The 18071-nt window shown below is 50.4% G+C and carries 15 protein-coding genes; 8 read left to right on the top strand and 7 right to left on the bottom strand.

The window, feature by feature from the left end; all coding sequences use genetic code 11:
- The first annotated feature begins 63 nt into the window (after positions 1 to 63).
- Both HMPREF2696_RS11960 and HMPREF2696_RS08515 read left to right on the top strand, forming a co-directional pair.
- Positions 64 to 2802 carry a calcium-binding protein gene (locus HMPREF2696_RS11960; protein WP_004519313.1) on the top strand — a complete coding sequence of 913 codons (2739 nt, stop codon included), beginning with the start codon at positions 64 to 66 and terminating at the stop codon, positions 2800 to 2802.
- 110 nt (positions 2803 to 2912) lie between these two features.
- Positions 2913 to 3470 (top strand): nitroreductase family protein, encoded by a 558-nt coding sequence (locus HMPREF2696_RS08515; RefSeq protein WP_049330902.1) that lies wholly within the window; start codon positions 2913 to 2915, stop codon positions 3468 to 3470.
- A 79-nt stretch (positions 3471 to 3549) separates the two neighbouring features.
- Here HMPREF2696_RS08515 and HMPREF2696_RS08510 read toward each other — a convergent pair whose 3' ends face one another.
- The 4 genes from HMPREF2696_RS08510 to yajC form a co-directional block, all read right to left on the bottom strand.
- Positions 3550 to 4431: a carbohydrate kinase family protein gene (locus tag HMPREF2696_RS08510; protein ID WP_049330901.1), complete on the bottom strand. Its 882-nt coding sequence runs from the start codon at positions 4429 to 4431 to the stop codon at positions 3550 to 3552.
- A gap of 323 nt (positions 4432 to 4754) precedes the next feature.
- On the bottom strand, positions 4755 to 5690 hold the full coding sequence (secF, locus tag HMPREF2696_RS08505) for a protein translocase subunit SecF (protein WP_003686183.1): 936 nt from the start codon (positions 5688 to 5690) through the stop codon (positions 4755 to 4757).
- A 3-nt stretch (positions 5691 to 5693) separates the two neighbouring features.
- The gene (secD, locus tag HMPREF2696_RS08500; protein WP_004519309.1) at positions 5694 to 7547 is read right to left on the bottom strand and encodes a protein translocase subunit SecD; all 1854 of its coding nucleotides are present in this window, start codon (positions 7545 to 7547) and stop codon (positions 5694 to 5696) included.
- A gap of 75 nt (positions 7548 to 7622) precedes the next feature.
- Positions 7623 to 7889: a preprotein translocase subunit YajC gene (yajC, locus tag HMPREF2696_RS08495; protein WP_003675720.1), complete on the bottom strand. Its 267-nt coding sequence runs from the start codon at positions 7887 to 7889 to the stop codon at positions 7623 to 7625.
- A 177-nt stretch (positions 7890 to 8066) separates the two neighbouring features.
- On the opposite strand from yajC, the gene HMPREF2696_RS08490 reads away from it, so the two are divergent.
- The 4 genes from HMPREF2696_RS08490 to HMPREF2696_RS08475 all read left to right on the top strand — a co-directional run bounded on the left by HMPREF2696_RS08490 (position 8067) and on the right by HMPREF2696_RS08475 (position 13492).
- Positions 8067 to 9125, top strand: coding sequence for a histone deacetylase family protein (locus HMPREF2696_RS08490; RefSeq protein ID WP_049335378.1), 1059 nt, complete (start codon positions 8067 to 8069; stop codon positions 9123 to 9125).
- Positions 9126 to 9357: 232 nt separating this feature from the next.
- The gene (locus tag HMPREF2696_RS08485; RefSeq protein WP_003745670.1) at positions 9358 to 10422 is read left to right on the top strand and encodes a 2,3-butanediol dehydrogenase; all 1065 of its coding nucleotides are present in this window, start codon (positions 9358 to 9360) and stop codon (positions 10420 to 10422) included.
- Between the two features lie 118 nt (positions 10423 to 10540).
- The gene (locus HMPREF2696_RS08480; protein ID WP_049335376.1) at positions 10541 to 11683 is read left to right on the top strand and encodes an NADH-dependent flavin oxidoreductase; all 1143 of its coding nucleotides are present in this window, start codon (positions 10541 to 10543) and stop codon (positions 11681 to 11683) included.
- Between the two features lie 213 nt (positions 11684 to 11896).
- Positions 11897 to 13492, top strand: coding sequence for a peptide chain release factor 3 (locus tag HMPREF2696_RS08475; protein ID WP_070588308.1), 1596 nt, complete (start codon positions 11897 to 11899; stop codon positions 13490 to 13492).
- Between the two features lie 49 nt (positions 13493 to 13541).
- Here HMPREF2696_RS08475 and HMPREF2696_RS08470 read toward each other — a convergent pair whose 3' ends face one another.
- Complete coding sequence (locus tag HMPREF2696_RS08470) at positions 13542 to 14312, bottom strand: sulfite exporter TauE/SafE family protein (RefSeq protein WP_039862025.1); 771 nt, start codon at positions 14310 to 14312, stop codon at positions 13542 to 13544.
- 196 nt (positions 14313 to 14508) lie between these two features.
- On the opposite strand from HMPREF2696_RS08470, the gene HMPREF2696_RS08465 reads away from it, so the two are divergent.
- Positions 14509 to 15054 (top strand): TIGR00645 family protein, encoded by a 546-nt coding sequence (locus HMPREF2696_RS08465; RefSeq protein WP_004519303.1) that lies wholly within the window; start codon positions 14509 to 14511, stop codon positions 15052 to 15054.
- Between the two features lie 71 nt (positions 15055 to 15125).
- Here HMPREF2696_RS08465 and HMPREF2696_RS08460 read toward each other — a convergent pair whose 3' ends face one another.
- Both HMPREF2696_RS08460 and HMPREF2696_RS08455 read right to left on the bottom strand, forming a co-directional pair.
- A complete protein-coding gene (locus tag HMPREF2696_RS08460; RefSeq protein ID WP_070588307.1) occupies positions 15126 to 16076 on the bottom strand; it encodes a bile acid:sodium symporter family protein in 951 nt (316 codons plus the stop codon).
- A gap of 205 nt (positions 16077 to 16281) precedes the next feature.
- Positions 16282 to 17169, bottom strand: a complete 888-nt coding sequence (locus tag HMPREF2696_RS08455; protein WP_283116877.1) for a YicC/YloC family endoribonuclease — start codon at positions 17167 to 17169, stop codon at positions 16282 to 16284.
- Positions 17170 to 17307: 138 nt separating this feature from the next.
- Between HMPREF2696_RS08455 and rph the strand changes: the two genes are divergently transcribed.
- Complete coding sequence (gene rph, locus HMPREF2696_RS08450) at positions 17308 to 18036, top strand: ribonuclease PH (protein WP_039861956.1); 729 nt, start codon at positions 17308 to 17310, stop codon at positions 18034 to 18036.
- Positions 18037 to 18071 lie beyond the last annotated feature (35 nt).

The following is an 18071-nucleotide window of genomic DNA, read 5'->3' as shown; positions in this document are numbered from 1 at the left end:
ACCGGCCATATGCCGGATACGTTTACTTCCTTGTTACTCTCATCAATATCTAAAGAAAATATCATGACAATCGAAAAAGCAATGCGCATTCGCAATGCGCAATTTGAATTACGACATTTAGAGCAATTACAACCTTCCGCCCTTGCACAAGCAACAACAGGTACTTCGAGAGATGACGTTTATTATGTAACCCGCAGCGACGATAAAATCATTGAAAACCCAAATGGAGGCGATGATACGGTTTACAGCAACGTCAGCTATACCCTTCCAAACCACGTTGAAAACCTTGTTTTGACCGGTACAGCCAACATCTTCGGCGCAGGCAACAACAGTAACAACATCCTCATCGGCAATGAAGGCCGCAACCGCCTCAACAGCGGTTGCGGTGACGACATCGTTTACGGCGGCGGCGGCAACGATTTCATCAACGGCGGCGAAGGCAACGACTGTCTTTTCGGCGAAACAGGCAATGACACCCTAAATGGCGAAGCAGGCAACGATGTGCTTGAAGGTGGCGAAGGTGACGACACCTACCTTTTCTCTGCCAAAAGCGAGCAAGACACCATCATCGACAATCAAGGCCACAACAGCATCCGCTTTCATACCGACCTAAGCCTTAACGATTTAACCGTTGAAGCCCGAAACAACGAAACCGGCGGTCAAGACTGGCTGATTGCCGTGAAAAACAGCAACGCCGTTTTAACCATCAAAAACCAATACACTCAAAACGGTACAACACCGGCAGTCTCCCAATTCATCATCGGCACACAAAAACTGGATGTAAACAGCTTTGCCAAATATTTCGATATTTCCCTGACTGAATATACCGAAAGCGGTAAGACCATCGATGGTAGCGACGGCAATGACCACCTGATTGGCACATCCGGCGATGATATTATCGACGGCAAGGCCGGTGCCGACATTATGGAAGGCAGGGACGGCAATGACACTTACTATGTTGATAACACAAAAGACGTGGTTATCGAACAGGCTGGCGGCGGCGAAGACACCGTATTCAGCAGCATTTCCCATACTGCCGCCACCCACGTCGAAAATGTTACCTTGACCGGCTCGGCCAATATTTTTGCCGCCGGCAACAACAGCAATAACATCCTGACCGGTAACGAAGGCCGCAACCGCCTCAACAGCGGACGCGGTGATGATACCGTTTACGGCATGGGCGGCAACGACAACCTCAACGGCGGCGACGGCAACGATTATCTGGATGGCGGCGACGGTAACGATCTCATCAACGGTGATGCTGGCAACGATATTTTGATGGGCGGCAACGGCAAAGACATTCTGAAAGGCGGCGCCGGAAACGATACCTATATCTACGGCGACAACGATACCATTATCGACAACCAAGGCATCAATACCCTCAAGTTTTCAGACGGCCTGAACAATGCCAAGCTCAACCTGAAGACCATTCATAACGATGATGGCAGCCAAAGCTGGGAAATTACTTCGGATCAAGGTTCAGCCTTGATTCAAAACCAAATCGGTGCTGATGGCAGCATTTCCATCGACCGTTTCCAGTTCAGCGACCAAACTTACACTGCCGCACAGTTCCAACAAGCCTTCCAAGCGCTGAAAGCCAAAAACATTAACTTTGTCGGCACAAACGGCGACGACACTTTGCATGGCAATGCAGGCAACAATGAAATCGACGGCGGCAACGACGGCCGCGACATCCTCTATGGCCACGACGGCGATGACATCTTGCGCGAACACAGCGAAACCTATTACGGCAACGAACCCGCTTCCGACGATAAACTCTACGGCGGCAACGGTAACGACAAACTCTATGCCCATGTAGGCACCGACTTACTCGACGGCGGCGCAGGCAATGATTATCTGGAAGGCGGAGAACACAACGACACCTATGTTTTCGGAAAAGGTTACGGCCACGACACCATTTTCGACTACAACTTCGGTTTTGATAGCGAGGCAAGCCTACACAGACTCAACGCTAATGTCGTTAAATTTACCGGCGGCATTACCCTTGACGACCTCGAAATTACCGTTGAAAAAGGTTACGACAAAACCGGGATTGCCGACATACCCGACAGCAACCAATTTGTATCCCCCCCCCTGTTGGATGGCGATACTTGGCATATCCGCATTAAAGGCACGGACGATGTTTTAACCATCAAAAACCAAAGCGGTATTTATGGTGCGATTTCCGAGTTTCAGTTTGACGGCAATACCTCATACAGCACAGGCGAGCTGATCAACCACTTCAAACTGTCTATCCCGCACATGATCGGCAACAAAAACATCGTCCAATACACAGGCCAACCCGTTGAAGAACTCAACCGTGATGTGTACAACAACTTCAATCACACCATCCACGCCGATAGCGACAACAGCGATTTAGATTTGTCGCATTACACTTCTGTTGTCGAATACAGGGGCAACCGAAGCGATGAAACCATTACTTTGGGCCGAGGCATCAACATCGTTGATACGGCCGGCGGCAACGATACCATTACCGACCCGGGTGCCGACAACACCGTTATCATGTTTGGCAGAAACAGCGGCAACGACACCTTTAATCCGTATGGTGGCAGCGATACCCAAGTCCTTTTCAAAGAAGGGCTGACGCTGAAAGATTTACAGTTGAAAACCGGCGATGATTGGGTCTTAACCATCAAAGATACAGGCGACACCCTGACCATCCATGACATTGCCAACAATAATGTCGACAGCTTTGTATTCGGAAACGGTAAGAGCTACACCGCCGATGAAATCAGCAAAGCACTGATTACTGAAAATACACAAAACAACGGTATCCTGTAAAACTCAAAGGCCGTCTGAAACCTTAATTCAGACGGCCTTAGTCCTTTGCTGATTTATTTATCGTTCTGCTATATAATTATTCTCATTCGAATTCACAAGAAAGAATAAAAATGGATGCCTTAAATCTCCTCACCACTCGTCGCTCTTCCAAAAAACTGACTGCTCCTGCACCCAATGCCGAGCAACTGGAACAAATGCTGCAAGCGGCAACACAAGTACCTGATCACGGCAATATGCGCCCTTACCGCTTTACTGTAATTCAAAGCGAGGCCGGCTTACAACGTTTCCGCGAGCTTTTGGGCAAGACCGTTACCGAACTCAACTTCGGTGATGATGCCATGAAAAAGGCCGAACGCGTCGGCAACATGGCGCCTATGATTATTGGCGTTACATTTGCGCCAAACCGTGAAGTGGCGAAACCCAAACCTGAATGGGAGCAAATGCTGACTGCAGGCTGCGCCGCCTATGCTTTACAACTGGCTGCTTCTGCTCAAGGCTTCGACAATGTTTGGATTACGGGCATGTGGGTCAACAGCCCATTGTTGCGCGAAGCATTTGAGTGTGCCGACAAAGACAAAATCATCGGCCTGATGATGATTGGTTCGCCGACCGAAGAAGGAAGCGGCCCGAAAAATACCAACTTAGAATGTTTTACAACTTATTGGTAAAGCCTGAAAATACTAAGGCCGTCTGAAAAACCTGATTTAATGGTTTTCAGACGGCCTTTTTATGTCTCTTGTCAAAATATCAAGCAGGATTCATAAACGCTTCAACTTCTTCCAAAGAAATATCCGCCGTCGCGCCATGACGTGAAGCCACCAATGCACCCAGCGCACAAGCAAAAGCAATGGCTTCTTGAGGAGGCGCATTATTGAGCAGCTTGTAAGTCAAACCACCAAGAAAGCTGTCGCCGGAGCCGACAGTATCCACCACTTTGACGCGGAAACCGCAATGACGGTACAACTCGCCGTCCTTATACAAAACCGCGCCATGACTACCCAAAGTCACACACAAGATTTTGACGCCGGTCAGCTCAACGAGGTAGCCGATATTTTGTTCGATACTGTGATAAGGAGAACCGTAAGCCGCAGCCAACTCATACAGCTCATCATCATTGAGTTTGACCATATCGGACTGTTTCATGGTCTCAAGCAAGCGGTCAATATCGTAATGAGGCTTACGCAGATTAACGTCAAAAATTTTGAATTTGGCTTCTTTCAGCAAAACCGCCAAGCTTTTACGCGAAACTTCATCGCGGGTTGCCAAGCTGCCAAAAACGAAAGCATCTGATTCTGCCACACGTTTGATTGCCGCATCATCAACCGCAATCCTGTCCCACGCGCAAGGATAAACAATCTCATAAGACGCACTGCCAGACTTGTCCAAGTGTACTTTCACCAAGCTGGTCGCACATTCGTGACAAACCTGCAAATAATCAGTATTGACGTTTTTACTTTGAATTTGACGTAGCAATTCCTCGCCATCGGCATCATCGCCGCGACGACTGATGATGACAGCATCGATACCCAAAGACTGCAAACGGACAGCAACATTTAGGGGTGCACCACCCAATACCTTTCCGTTTGGAAAATCGTCCCACAGCACTTCGCCGAAACTGGTTACTTTCATTCTTGGCCTTCCTTTTTTGAGGTTGATTGGCAGGGTCTGCACACCCGACAGATTTTTGCAAATCATGTACTTGTAGTAAAACTCCAGCATCGGGGGCAAAAGTATTATGTTTTAAAATATTGGGACTGACAAGCAATTAAGGGAATATCAGACAATAAACTTGATTCATCACAAAATTATATTGTTCCTATTTTTTCTTTTTCTTTCACATTTATCCCCTCCTGTTTCATTAAAACAAAATATTCTGAAATTTAAATACAAAAGGCCGTCTGAAAACTGATTCAATCAATTTTCAGACGGCCTTTATCGCAGCATTGCAGCGATTAAACTACAACTTCTTCTTTTTTCTTCACTTCTTTGGCAATGTTCTCACGACTCAAGCCAAACATCAGCAAGAGCGGGCTGGCAACCAATACGGAAGAGTAAATACCGAACACGATACCGATAGTCAGCGCCATAGAGAAACCGTGCAAGGCTGCACCGCCAAACACCAGCATAGAAACAACCATTGCCTCGGTCGAACCGTGGGTAATGATGGTACGGCTCATGGTTGCAGTAATCGCGTTGTCGATGACTTCCGGCACAGTGTGGCCGCGCATATGCGGCTTGCGGAAGTTTTCGCGAATACGGTCAAATACCACCACAGATTCGTTTACGGAATAACCCAAAACAGCCAAGATACCTGCCAAGACAGTCAATGAGAATTCCCATTGGAAGAAGGCGAAACAGCCGAGAATAATCACGATATCGTGCATATTCGCAATAATCGCGGATACTGCAAAACGCCACTCAAAACGCATGGACAAGTAAATAATAATACCTGCCACCACGAAGCCCAATGCCATCAAACCATTGGTAACCAATTCTTCACCAACCTGAGGGCCGATGAATTCGACTTGGCGCAAGGTAACGTCAGGGTTGTCTTTTTTCAGCAAATCCATCACTTGGTTGGACAGCTGTGCAGACGTTACGCCTTCTTTGTTCGGCAGGCGAATCATAATGTGTTTATTCGTACCCAAGGCCTGAACCTGTACATCACCCATTTTCAGCGTATCGAGGCGTTCGCGCGTTTTATTCACATCCACGCCCTGCTGATATTGGACTTCCATCACCGTACCGCCTGTAAATTCGACGGAGAAATTCAGGCCTTTGGTTACCAAAAAGAACACGGCGGCGATAAACGTAACCAACGAAATAAAAGTCGTCAGTTTGCCGTAGCTCATAAACGGAATATCACGTTTGATTTTAAATAATTCCATGTTTTACTCCTTGCCTTCTGCCATTTCAGCTTTCGGCTTCCATACCGAACCGATGGAAATATTTTGCAATTTGCGGCGACGGCCGTACCACAGGTTGACCAAAGCACGGAACACGACCACGGATGAATACATCGAAGTCAGAATACCGATACAGTGTACAACCGCAAAACCGCGTACCGGGCCGGAACCGAATACCAACAAAGCGATACCGGCAATCAGGGAGGTCAAGTTGGAATCGACAATGGTTGCCCAAGCGTGTTGGAAACCGAGGTTGATGGCCTGCTGTGGTACGACACCGGCACGCAGTTCCTCACGGATACGTTCATTAATCAACACGTTGGAGTCAATCGCCATACCCAAGGTCAAAGCCAAGGCGGCAATACCCGGCAAGGTCAGCGTTGCCTGCATGGCAGACAAAATACCCACCAAAAACAAGATATTGGTACTCAAGGCAATGGTAGAGAAGAAACCCATCAAGCGATAGTAAATCACCATGAATGCAGCAACAGCGGCAAAGCCCCACAAGGTAGAGTGGAAACCTTTTTCAATGTTTTCTTTACCCAAAGACGGGCCGATGGTACGTTCTTCGACAATCTGCATCGGCGCGGCCAGCGAACCGGCGCGCAGCAACAATGAAGTATCGTTGGCTTCGGCTGTCGTCATGCTGCCGGAAATCTCCACGCGGCCACCGGTAATGGCGGCTCGGATGACAGGCGCGGTCACGACTTCGGATTTACCTTGGTCGATCAACACCATAGCCATACGTTTACCCACATTGGCCGAAGTCAATTCGCCAAAAATGCTGCCGCCCGCACTATCCAGGCTCAGGCTCACGGCAGGCGCGCCCATTTGGTCAAAGCTAGGTTGCGCATCGTTGATGTTGTCGCCGGTTAGTTCAACTTGTTTGTTGACCAAGATAGTTTCCGGATGATCGCCACCGCTTGACAGCAATTCGTAACCGGTCGGCACATTGCCGTTCAAAGCTTCTTGCAGTTTGATCGGATCGTCTTCCACCATACGCACTTCCAAAGTCGCAGTACGACCGATAATATCTTTTGCTTTGGCAGTATCTTGCACGCCCGGCAGCTGTACGACAATGCGGTCAAGGCCGGATTGTTGGATAACCGGTTCGGCTACGCCCAATTCGTTCACACGGTTGTGCAACGTATTGATATTTTGTTTAACTGCATCAGAACGTACTTTATTGATTGCCTCTTCAGACAAAGTCAGCACGATATTGTTACCGTCCGGCAGCAGCGTGGCTTCAGGGAACAATTTTTGCAACTGAGGCAAGGCTTTTTGTACATCGGCAGCATCTTGCAAAGGCACGGTCAGACCGTTTTCAGTCTGATGCACCGTGCCGGTACGGATTTTTTCGCGGCGCAATTCGCGGCGGATATCGCCGGAATAACGTTCAAACGTTTTCTGCATCGCGGCTTTCATGTCCACCTGCATGGTGAAATGCACGCCGCCGCGCAAGTCCAGACCCAGGAACATCGGATTGGCTTTGATTTTCGCCATCCACTCAGGGCTGTCTGCCAACAGGTTGAGCGCGGTAATATAGCCCTCGCCCAAAGTATTTTCGATGACGTCGCGCGCTTTCAGTTGCGTTTCGGTATCTTTGAAACGCACTTTCAGCGAGTTGTCGACGATGAACATACCATCAGTCTGAATACCTGCCTGTTTCAGCGCGGCATCCACTTTAGACTGGGTTTGCTCATTGATAACGATGGCTTGTCGGTTGGTCGATACCTGTACGGCAGGCGTTTCACCGAAAAGGTTGGGCAGCGAGTAAACAGCCGCAACCACAATCGTGAACGCAATCAGCAGGTATTTCCATAAAGGATAACGGTTCATGGTAAACCTTTGCTTTATTTATAAAGGCAAACAGCCGCGCTCGGAAAATGAGGCGGCTTTTTGCAAAAAAACGGATTATTCGGCTTTCGCGGCAATCGCGTTGCGCTCAACTTCCACTTCGATTTTCGCACCTTGACCGATGTCGACAGTGTAGAATTGCTCGCCGACTTTGGTCACGCGGCCTTTGAAGCCTGCCGCCAAAACGACTTTATCGCCGACTTTCAAAGCGGCCAACATCGCTTGGTGCGCTTTGAATTTCTTTTGTTGAGGACGCATAATCAGGAAGTAGAACACCACCATGATCAGCACTAAAGGGGCAAATTGAGCCACTGCTTGATTCATAATATATCCGTTCTTTCAAGTTTTAGATTAAGTAAAAAACTGCACACTGCAATCAAATACATTGGTTGGACTGTAAAATTGAGCTATTCTAAAGGTCGTCTGAAAAATTTCCAAGTATTTCCGTATTTATTAACCATATTTAGCAGTCTTTACGACTTGTCCGACACATACTGTTCCATGTTCAAAAAAATCCTTTGGCGCATCAGCACCCGCCTACGCCGTTTGTTTGGCAAAAACGCCCGCACCGTATGGATTTCGCATCCGATATTCCTACAGCACCAGCCGGGGCCTAACCATCCCGACAGGCCCGAACGCATCAGCTCCATTCAAACTGCCTTAAAACAAGAAGGCATTTGGCGTCGCCTGCAAACCACCGAAGCACCGGAAATCAAAGATGCGCAGCTGGCATTGGTCCACTCGCGCAACTATCTGCACGAGTTGGAAGCCGCCCAGCCGCTCCCCGGCAAAATCCACCGCATCGATGACGATACGGTCATCTGCCACGACTCCCTTCAAGCCGCCCGTTTTGCGGCCGGAGCCGTTGTCAAGGCAGTCGATATGGTGATGAATAAAAAAGCCTGGCATGCTTTTTGCGCCATCCGCCCGCCAGGCCACCATGCCCACAGCAACAGCGCCGGCGGATTTTGCCTGATCAACAACACCGCCACCGGCGTGATGCACGCCATTGCCCAATACCGCTTGCAACGCATCGCCGTCATCGATTTCGACGTCCACTTCGGCGATGGAACGGCGGAGATTCTCCAAGACGATCCGCGCGTGATGTTTTTCAACCTGTTTGAAACCGATATCTTTCCCTTCCCTCAGGCGGAACAATACGCCGGCAATAAAAATATGCTGCATACGCCCCTCAAACCAGGCACAGGCAGCCGTATCTTCCGCACGACCATCCGCGAACAATGGCTGCCCAAGCTCACGGCCTTCCGCCCCGAGTTGGTGTTGCTTTCGGCAGGTTTTGACGGGCATAAACAAGACGAAACAGGCCGTCTGAACCTGCATGAAGCCGATTTTGCCTGGCTGACGCACAAAATCGTCCAAGCAACGGCAAGCTGCCAAGGACGTGTTGTTTCCGTGCTGGAAGGCGGCTATACCTTGGAATCCATGTCCAAATCCGCCGCCGCCCACATCCGCGTATTGGCGGGCTTAAGCAAGGCCGATTACGTCATCGCCTACCAAAAGCATCTGAAGCGCGGCAAAAGTAACAATCCTACACCATAACGCATTCAAACTATTGCCCAGGCCGTCTGAAAACAGATTATCCATTTCAGAAGGCCTTTTTTTTCATTTACAAACTTTAATTTGAGCAAAGACAAACCATTTCCATATTATCAGTAGTAAAATAACAAACATAAAACATATCAATAAAAACATTTCACACGCCACACTGCTTCCCTTTCCCCAATTGACCGTCTTTTTCAGACGGCCTCCACTTTAAAAAAGGAGCGTTACAATGAAAGCAGCACGTTTTTATAACAAAGGCGACATCCGCATCGAAGACATTCCCGAGCCAACCGTAGCTCCGGGTACTGTCGGCATCAATGTTGCTTGGTGCGGTATCTGCGGTACAGACCTGCATGAATTCATGGAAGGCCCGATTTTCATTCCGCCTTGCGGCCATCCGCACCCAATCTCCGGCGAGTCTGCGCCAGTCACCATGGGTCACGAGTTCTCCGGCGTGGTTTATGCCGTAGGCGAAGGCGTGGACGACATCAAAGTCGGTCAACACGTTGTTGTCGAACCCTACATCATCCGCGACGACGTACCGACCGGCGAAGGCAGCAACTACCACCTCTCCAAAGACATGAACTTCATCGGCTTGGGCGGCTGCGGTGGCGGCTTGTCTGAAAAAATTGCCGTTAAACGCCGTTGGGTACACCCTATTTCCGACAAAATCCCATTGGACCAAGCTGCTTTGATTGAGCCTCTGTCTGTCGGCCACCATGCTTATGTACGCAGTGGCGCGAAAGAAGGCGACGTCGCATTGGTCGGCGGCGCAGGCCCAATCGGTTTGCTGTTGGCTGCCGTACTGAAAGCCAAAGGCATCAAAGTCATCATCACCGAATTGAGCAAAGCGCGTAAAGACAAAGCACGCGAAGCCGGCGTGGCCGACTACATCCTCGACCCATCCGAAGTCGATGTCGTTGAAGAAGTGAAAAAACTGACCAACGGCGAAGGCGTAGACGTTGCATTCGAATGCACCAGCGTCAACAAAGTGCTGGACACCATGGTCGAAGCATGCCGTCCGACTGCGAAAGTCGTCATCGTATCCATTTGGAGCCACCCCGCTACCATCAACGTCCACAGCGTTGTGATGAAAGAGCTGGACGTGCGCGGCACCATCGCCTACTGCAACGACCACGCCGAAACCATCAAATTGGTTGAAGAAGGCAAAATCAACCTTGAGCCTTTCATCACCCAACGCATCAAACTGGACGAATTGATTTCCGAAGGCTTCGAGCGCTTGATCCACAACAATGAATCCGCAGTAAAAATCATTGTTAATCCTAATCTTTAATCCTAAGGCTTAAAGAATAAACAGGCCGTCTGAAACTTTTCAGACGGCCTGTTTACTTGATAAATTCCCGAATGGCCCAATCCTCTGCCAACCATTCACTTATCAAGAGCAAAATCTCATGAATCCAAAATACGCCCCACTCTTTCAAACATACACCCTCAATAACGGCGTAACCATCAAAAACCGCCTTGCCGTCGCCCCCATGACCCATTTCGGTTCACAAACCGACGGTTTAATCAGCGACCAAGAGCGTACCTTCCTCAGCAACCGCGCAGGCGATATGGGCCTGTTTATCACGGCCGCCACTTTGGTTCAAAAAGACGGCAAAGCCTTTCACGGCCAACCTGAAGCCACAGGCGAACACTGCCTCGACAGCCTGAAAGAAACCGCACAAATCCTGCGACAACAAGGCACAAAAGCGATTTTGCAAATCCATCACGGCGGTTCCAAAGCCATTGATGACCTTTTGGACGGTCTCGACAAAATCAGCGCTTCCGCCAACGAAGCCGAACACGCACGCGAAGCGACCGCAGAAGAAGTCGAAGCACTCATCGCCTCTTATGCGCAAGCCGCCGATTTGGCGCTTCGTGCCGGTTTTGACGGCGTGGAAATCCACGGTGCGAACGGCTATTTAATCCAACAGTTTTACTCTGCCCAAAGCAACCGCCGCAACGACCAATGGGGCGGCAGCTTGGAAAACAGAATGCGCTTCCCGCTGGCCGTTGTCGATGCCGTGGTTGCCGTCCGAGAAAAACACCAGCGCGACGATTTCATTATCGGCTACCGCTTCTCCCCCGAAGAGCCGGGCGAAGACGGCTTAACCATGACCGAAACCGGCGCACTGATTGACGCATTGGTACAAAAACCGCTGCAATATCTGCACGTTTCCCTGTGGGAATTTGATAAAAAAATCCGTCGCGGCGGCGATACCGCCCAAACCCGTATGCAGTTTATCCACGAACGCATCAACGGCAAACTGCCGCTTATCGGCGTGGGCAACCTGTTTACCGCCGACCAAATTTTGGCCGCCTATGAAACCGGCTGGGCAGAATTTATCGCCTTGGGCAAAACCGTGATGATTAATCCGCACATCGCCACGCAAATCCGCGAAGGCCGCGAAGCTGAAATCGAAACGCAACTCGACCCGACACGCGCCGACCATTACGGCCTCCCCGACACCTTGTGGGGATTTGCCTCCAGCGGTACGCAATCATGGCTGCCGCCGGTAAAAGGCGCGGAATGGAAACCGATGGATATTTAATCATCGATTCATAGCACAAGGCCGTCTGAAACTTTTCAGACGGCCTTTGGTTTGGTGCAAACATTGAATTATCAAGCATTTTTTTGTACAATTCCGCATCTTTCAATCTATTGCAGGGCGTGTCGCACACGCCCTTATTTTAGCCTGTTTTCCAACACCCATACCCTTCAGGCCGTCTGAAAAAGCGGCCTGAAACTTTTTGCAAAGAAAACCATGTCCCAAGAAATCCTCGACCAAGTGCGCCGCCGCCGCACGTTTGCCATCATCTCCCACCCTGACGCGGGTAAAACCACGCTGACCGAAAAACTGTTGCTGTTTTCAGGCGCGATTCAGAGCGCGGGTACGGTAAAAGGCAAGAAAACCGGCAAATTCGCCACCTCCGACTGGATGGAAATCGAGAAGCAGCGTGGCATTTCCGTGGCATCAAGCGTGATGCAGTTCGACTACAAAGACCATACCGTCAACCTCTTGGACACGCCGGGACACCAAGATTTCTCCGAAGATACCTACCGCGTATTGACCGCCGTCGACAGCGCCTTGATGGTCATCGACGCGGCAAAAGGCGTGGAAGCGCAAACCATCAAACTCTTGAACGTCTGCCGCCTGCGCAATACGCCGATTGTTACGTTCATGAACAAATACGACCGCGAAGTGCGCGATTCGCTGGAACTCTTGGACGAAGTAGAAAACATCCTGCAAATCCGCTGCGCGCCCGTAACTTGGCCAATCGGCATGGGCAAAAACTTCAAAGGCGTGTACCACATCCTGAACGACGAAATCTATCTCTTTGAAGCGGGCGGTGAACGCCTGCCGCACGAGTTCGACATCATCAAAGGCATCGACAATCCCGAATTGGAACAACGCTTTCCGTTGGAAATCCAACAGTTGCGCGACGAAATCGAATTGGTACAGGCGGCTTCCAACGAGTTCAATCTCGACGAATTCCTCGCCGGCGAACTCACGCCCGTGTTCTTCGGTTCGGCAATTAACAACTTCGGTATTCAGGAAATCCTCAATTCATTGATTGAATGGGCGCCTGCGCCGAAACCGCGCGATGCGACCGTACGCATGGTCGAGCCAGATGAGCCGAAGTTTTCCGGATTTATCTTTAAAATCCAAGCCAATATGGACCCGAAACACCGCGACCGCATCGCCTTCTTGCGCGTCTGCTCCGGTAAATTCGAGCGCGGCATGAAGATGAAACATCTGCGCATCAACCGCGAAATCGCCGCCTCCAGCGTGGTAACCTTCATGTCGCACGACCGCGAGCTGGTGGAAGAAGCCTACGCCGGCGACATCATCGGCATCCCGAACCACGGCAACATCCAAATCGGCGACAGCTTCTCCGAAGGCGAACAACTGGCATTTACCGGCATTCCCTTCTTCGCACCCGAACTGTTCCGCAGCGTCCGCATCAAAAATCCGCTGAAAATCAAGCAACTGCAAAAAGGTTTGCAGCAACTCGGCGAAGAAGGCGCGGTACAAGTCTTCAAACCGATGAGCGGCGCAGATTTGATTTTGGGCGCGGTCGGCGTGTTGCAGTTTGAAGTCGTTACCTCGCGGCTGGCCAACGAATACGGCGTAGAAGCCGTGTTCGACAGCGCATCCATCTGGTCGGCGCGCTGGGTATCGTGCGAAGACAAGAAAAAGCTGGCGGAATTTGAAAAAGCTAACGCAGGCAATCTGGCGATAGACGCAGGCGGCAACCTCGCCTACCTTGCGCCTAACCGCGTCAACTTAAACCTGACGCAGGAACGCTGGCCGGACATCGTGTTCCACGAAACGCGCGAGCATTCGGTTAAACTGTAAAACGCAAAGGCCGTCTGAAACTTTCAGACGGCCTTTTTTTCATTCGATATCAACCCAATAAATCCCAAGCAAACTTTCCGATGGTCAGGCACAGCAGCAACATAAACCCATAACGCAGCAGCCTGGTTCCGCCGCGCATTGCCAAGCGCGCGCCGACCACGCCGCCGCACAAATTCGCCACCGCCAACGGTATCGCCCATGCCCACACAACATGGCCTTGCGGAATAAAAAACGTCAGCGCAGCAAGATTGGTGGTCGAATTGATGACCTTTGCCGAGGCGTTAGCCGCTAAAAAATCATAGCCGTAAAAGCGGACGAACACAAAAGCCAGCAGGCTGCCCGTTCCCGGCCCGAACACGCCGTCGTAAAACCCGATTAACGCGCCGAAAAATAAGCCCCATAAAGTTTCGCGGCGCGTCAGCTTTTCAGTGCGCACCGTCTGTCCCAAGTCTTTTTTCAAAAAAGTGTACAGACACATGGCAATCATGATGACCAACATCGTCGGTTTCATGTATTGCACGGGGAAATACACCACCGTTTTCGCGCCCAAATATGAAGCGACAAATGCCAACACCGCGGCAGGCAGCAGCATTTTCCACGGCACGGGGATTCGGCGCAGGTATTGCCCCGTCGCAGTCAGCGTGCCGCAGCAGGAAGCAAATTTATTGACACCCATTACCGAGGCCACAGGTGTAGCGTTTGGCAATAGGTTGAATAATCCGGGAATCTGCAATAGCCCGCCTCCGCCAACCGCCGCATCCATCAGCCCTGCGGCAAAGCCGACCAACACCAGATAATAAAAAAACGAATCTGCAAGCATAATGTCCATCTCTAAAAAGCAAAGCGATTTTGCGCGTATTTGCCTGTCCTGACAACCTACAAGGCCGTCTGAAAAACAAGGAACGATATCCTGTTTTCAGACGGCCTTTCTTTTTAAATTCAACCGCTCAAATTGCGGCTTAAAAATTTTTCCATTAAAATGCCGCCCCTTATCTTTCCTACACACAACACATTTTATGGAACATTCCACCCCGACCAAACGCACAGCCCACGACCGAATGGGCATCTTCGCGCATTTCATTTTTGCCAGCCGCTGGCTGCAACTGCCGATTTATATAGGCTTGATTATCGCCCAAGTCATTTATGCCTGTAAGTTCCTCAAATCCTTGTGGCACTTGGTATCCAATTTCAGCATCATGGATGAAAACACCATCATGATCGCCGTATTGAACCTGATTGATGTTGTGATGATTGCCAACCTGCTGACCATGGTCATTGTCGGCGGCTACGAGACCTTCGTCTCCCGCCTTCACGTTGACGAACATCCCGACCAGCCCGAATGGCTCAGCCATGTCAATGCTTCGGTTTTGAAGGTTAAGCTGTCGATGTCCATCATCAGCATTTCCTCCATCCATCTGCTGCAAACCTTCCTCAACGCCGCCAATCTGTCGGAAAAACAAATCATGTGGCAATGTATTACCCACATCTGCTTCCTGATTTCCGCCCTCGCCATGGCTTTAACGGACAAAATCGTGTACAGCACGACGCATAAAGCGCATTGATAATAAAAGGCAATCAAAAGGCCGTCTGAAATATTTCAGACGGCCTTTTGCTATCTGGCAATGTTTACAGCTTATTGCTTACGCTTGTCCCACCAGGCAAACAAATTGCCCAAAACCGTTCCTGACACAGAGTGCCAAACGCAGGCAACGGCGGCGGCAACGGCAGATTCGGCATTACCGGGGAAAAATTTAGCACTCAAACCGGTGGCAAGTCCGGCATTTTGTACGCCGACTTCGATGGCAAGAGTGCGTTTTTTGGCGGTGTTCATGCCGGTCAGTGCGCCGCTGTAATAGCCGAGGATGTAGCCACCGATGTTGTGGGTAGCGATGGCGAGTACCATAACGAAGGCGGATTCAGCAAAGCGGTGGCCGTGAACGGCAGCAACGCCGCCGACGATGCAGGCAAACGCGACAACGGCAACAGCAGGCATAATCGCGCGCACGTCTTCAAACCAGTGTTTTTTATGCAGCAATATATTGGCGGCAGAACCGATAACCACAGGCAACAAGGTAACGAGCAACATAAATTTGAACATACCCCAGCCGTCCATTTCGACGGTTTGTCCGACCAAATAAGTCATCCACAGCGGCGTCATCACAGGCGCAAGGACGGTGGAGACGGTGGTCATACCGACTGAAAAGGCGACATCGCCTTTAGCCAAAAAACTCATGATATTGGACGAAACACCGCCCGGGCAGGTGCCGACCAAAACCAGACCCAGCGTTAATCCAGGCGAGAGGTCAAAGGCTCTGGCAATACCGATAGCGAGCAGGGGCATAATCGTGTATTGGGCGATGGCGCCGATAAAAATATCGAGCGGACGTTGCGCCAGAATTTGATAATCTTCTTTGCCTAAAGTCATGCCCATACCGAGCATGATGATACCGAGTACAACGACTTGAGTATCGCCTTTTACCCATGAAAACGTAGCAGGTTCGATAAAGGCGATAATGGAGGCAAGGACGATAATCAAGGCGGTGAAGCGGGTCATTTGCCGACTGATAGCGGTCAGAAAGTTCATATTTTACTCCTTTGTATGTTTTTATCATGACAATAATTGCCATAATTTAACACATATTAACTCTTGTGCGCAATGACAGTAACGAAACAGGAAATCCATCATCCAATAATGTTTAAAAACAAACCACACTAACTCCACCCAATATCAACACAAAGGCCATCTGAAACCTTTTCAGACGGCCTTGTTTTATCCGTTCATTATCGATTTATTCGATATTTTGAACCTGTTCGCGCATTTGTTCGATTAAGACTTTCAGTTCAACCGACGCTTGCGTGCATTCGGCGGCGATGGCTTTGCTGCCCAAAGTGTTGGCTTCGCGGTTCAACTCCTGCATCAGGAAATCCAAACGTTTGCCTACGCTGCCCTTGCCTTCGGTAACGATACGGCGTACTTCGGCGATATGGGTGCGCAAACGGCTGAATTCCTCATCCACATCGGATTTTTGGATGAATAAAGCAAATTCCTGTTGCAAGCGGTCGTTGTCGATATTGCCGACGGCTTCTGCCAAACGGGTTTTGACTTTATCCATATGCGCTTGCAGAAGGCTGGGGAACAATTCGTTCAAAGCGTCCACAATCTCTTCCATGCCATCCAGGCGTTGCAGCAGGTGCTCACCCAGTTTTTTGCCTTCGCGTTTGCGGGCGGCTGTAAACTCTTTCAAAGCGCTGGTCAATAAATCTTTAACGCCTTTGGCCAAAGCCTCGGCATCTTCGCCCTGGCCTGCCAAAACGCCGGGGAAACGCAAAACGTCTGCCACGCTCAGCTTGCCGAAATTGTGTTCCTTGCGCCATTCTTTGTTCAAATGCGCCAGTTGGGCAACCAAATCCTGATTGACCTCCAAAGTCTGTCCGCCCGAGGAGGCATCCTGCAGCTGGATGCGGCATTCCAATTTACCGCGCGCCACAGCCGCGGCAATCTGCTCGCGCAACGCGCCTTCCAAATAACGCAATTCTTCCGGCATACGGAATTGAACATCCAAATAACGATGGTTGACCGCGCGGATTTCCAAATTAATCCGCTTGCCTCCGCATTCGCCTGCGGCATTGGCAAAGCCGGTCATGCTGTGGATTTGAATAGTTCGTCTTGTAGCCATGGTTTTACTCCGTTTCCAAATACGAGTGAAAGTATGGACACTATAACACACCCGACCGACGATTTTCAGACGGCCTTTGGTGCCAAATTCCTCTATAATTCAAGGCAACCTATTTTTTATTCCCCCCAAAGGTTCATCATGAGTAACTACACCCGCACCGGCCGCGCCGCCGACAGCCTGCGCGACATCAAAATTACCCCCAATTTCCTCCCCCATGCCGATGGCTCCTGCCTTATTGAGTGCGGCAACACCAAAGTGATTTGCACTGCCTCCATCGACGAAAATGTCCCACCGTTCCTGCGCGGTAAAGAACAAGGCTGGGTAACGGCCGAATACGGTATGTTGCCGGCTTCCACCGCCTCCCGTATGCGCCGCGAGGCCGCCGCGGGCAAACAATCCGGACGCACACAAGAAATCCAACGCTTGATTGGCCGCTCTCTACGCGCCGTCGTCGATATGGAAAAACTCGGCGAACGCCAAATCCTGATTGACTGCGACGTCATCCAAGCCGACGGCGGCACGCGTACCGCCTCCATTACTGGTGCCTACGTTGCCCTGCAAATCGCCGTAGACAAACTCCTTTCAAACGGCCTTATCAGCGAAAACCCCATCCGTGAAGCCGTTGCCGCCGTTTCCGCCGGCGTGGTGGGCGGTGTACCGCTTTTGGACTTGGACTATCCAGAAGATTCAGGCTGCGACAGCGACGTTAACATCATCATGACCGCATCCGGCAAAATCATCGAAATCCAAGGCACAGCCGAAGGCGCACCCTTCAGCATCGAAGAATTGGGCAAACTCATTGCCCTCGCGCATAAAGGCATTGCTGAATTGGTTCAACACCAGCAGGCCGCTCTTTTGGCCCGATAATCAGCAAGGCCGTCTGAAAACTTTCAGACGGCCTT

This window comes from Neisseria sp. HMSC058F07 (assembly GCF_001810035.1).
Taxonomy (GTDB): Bacteria; Pseudomonadota; Gammaproteobacteria; order Burkholderiales; family Neisseriaceae; genus Neisseria; species Neisseria perflava.
Note: the sequence above shows the minus strand (reverse complement) of the source record. Positions and strands in the feature narration are given on the sequence as shown.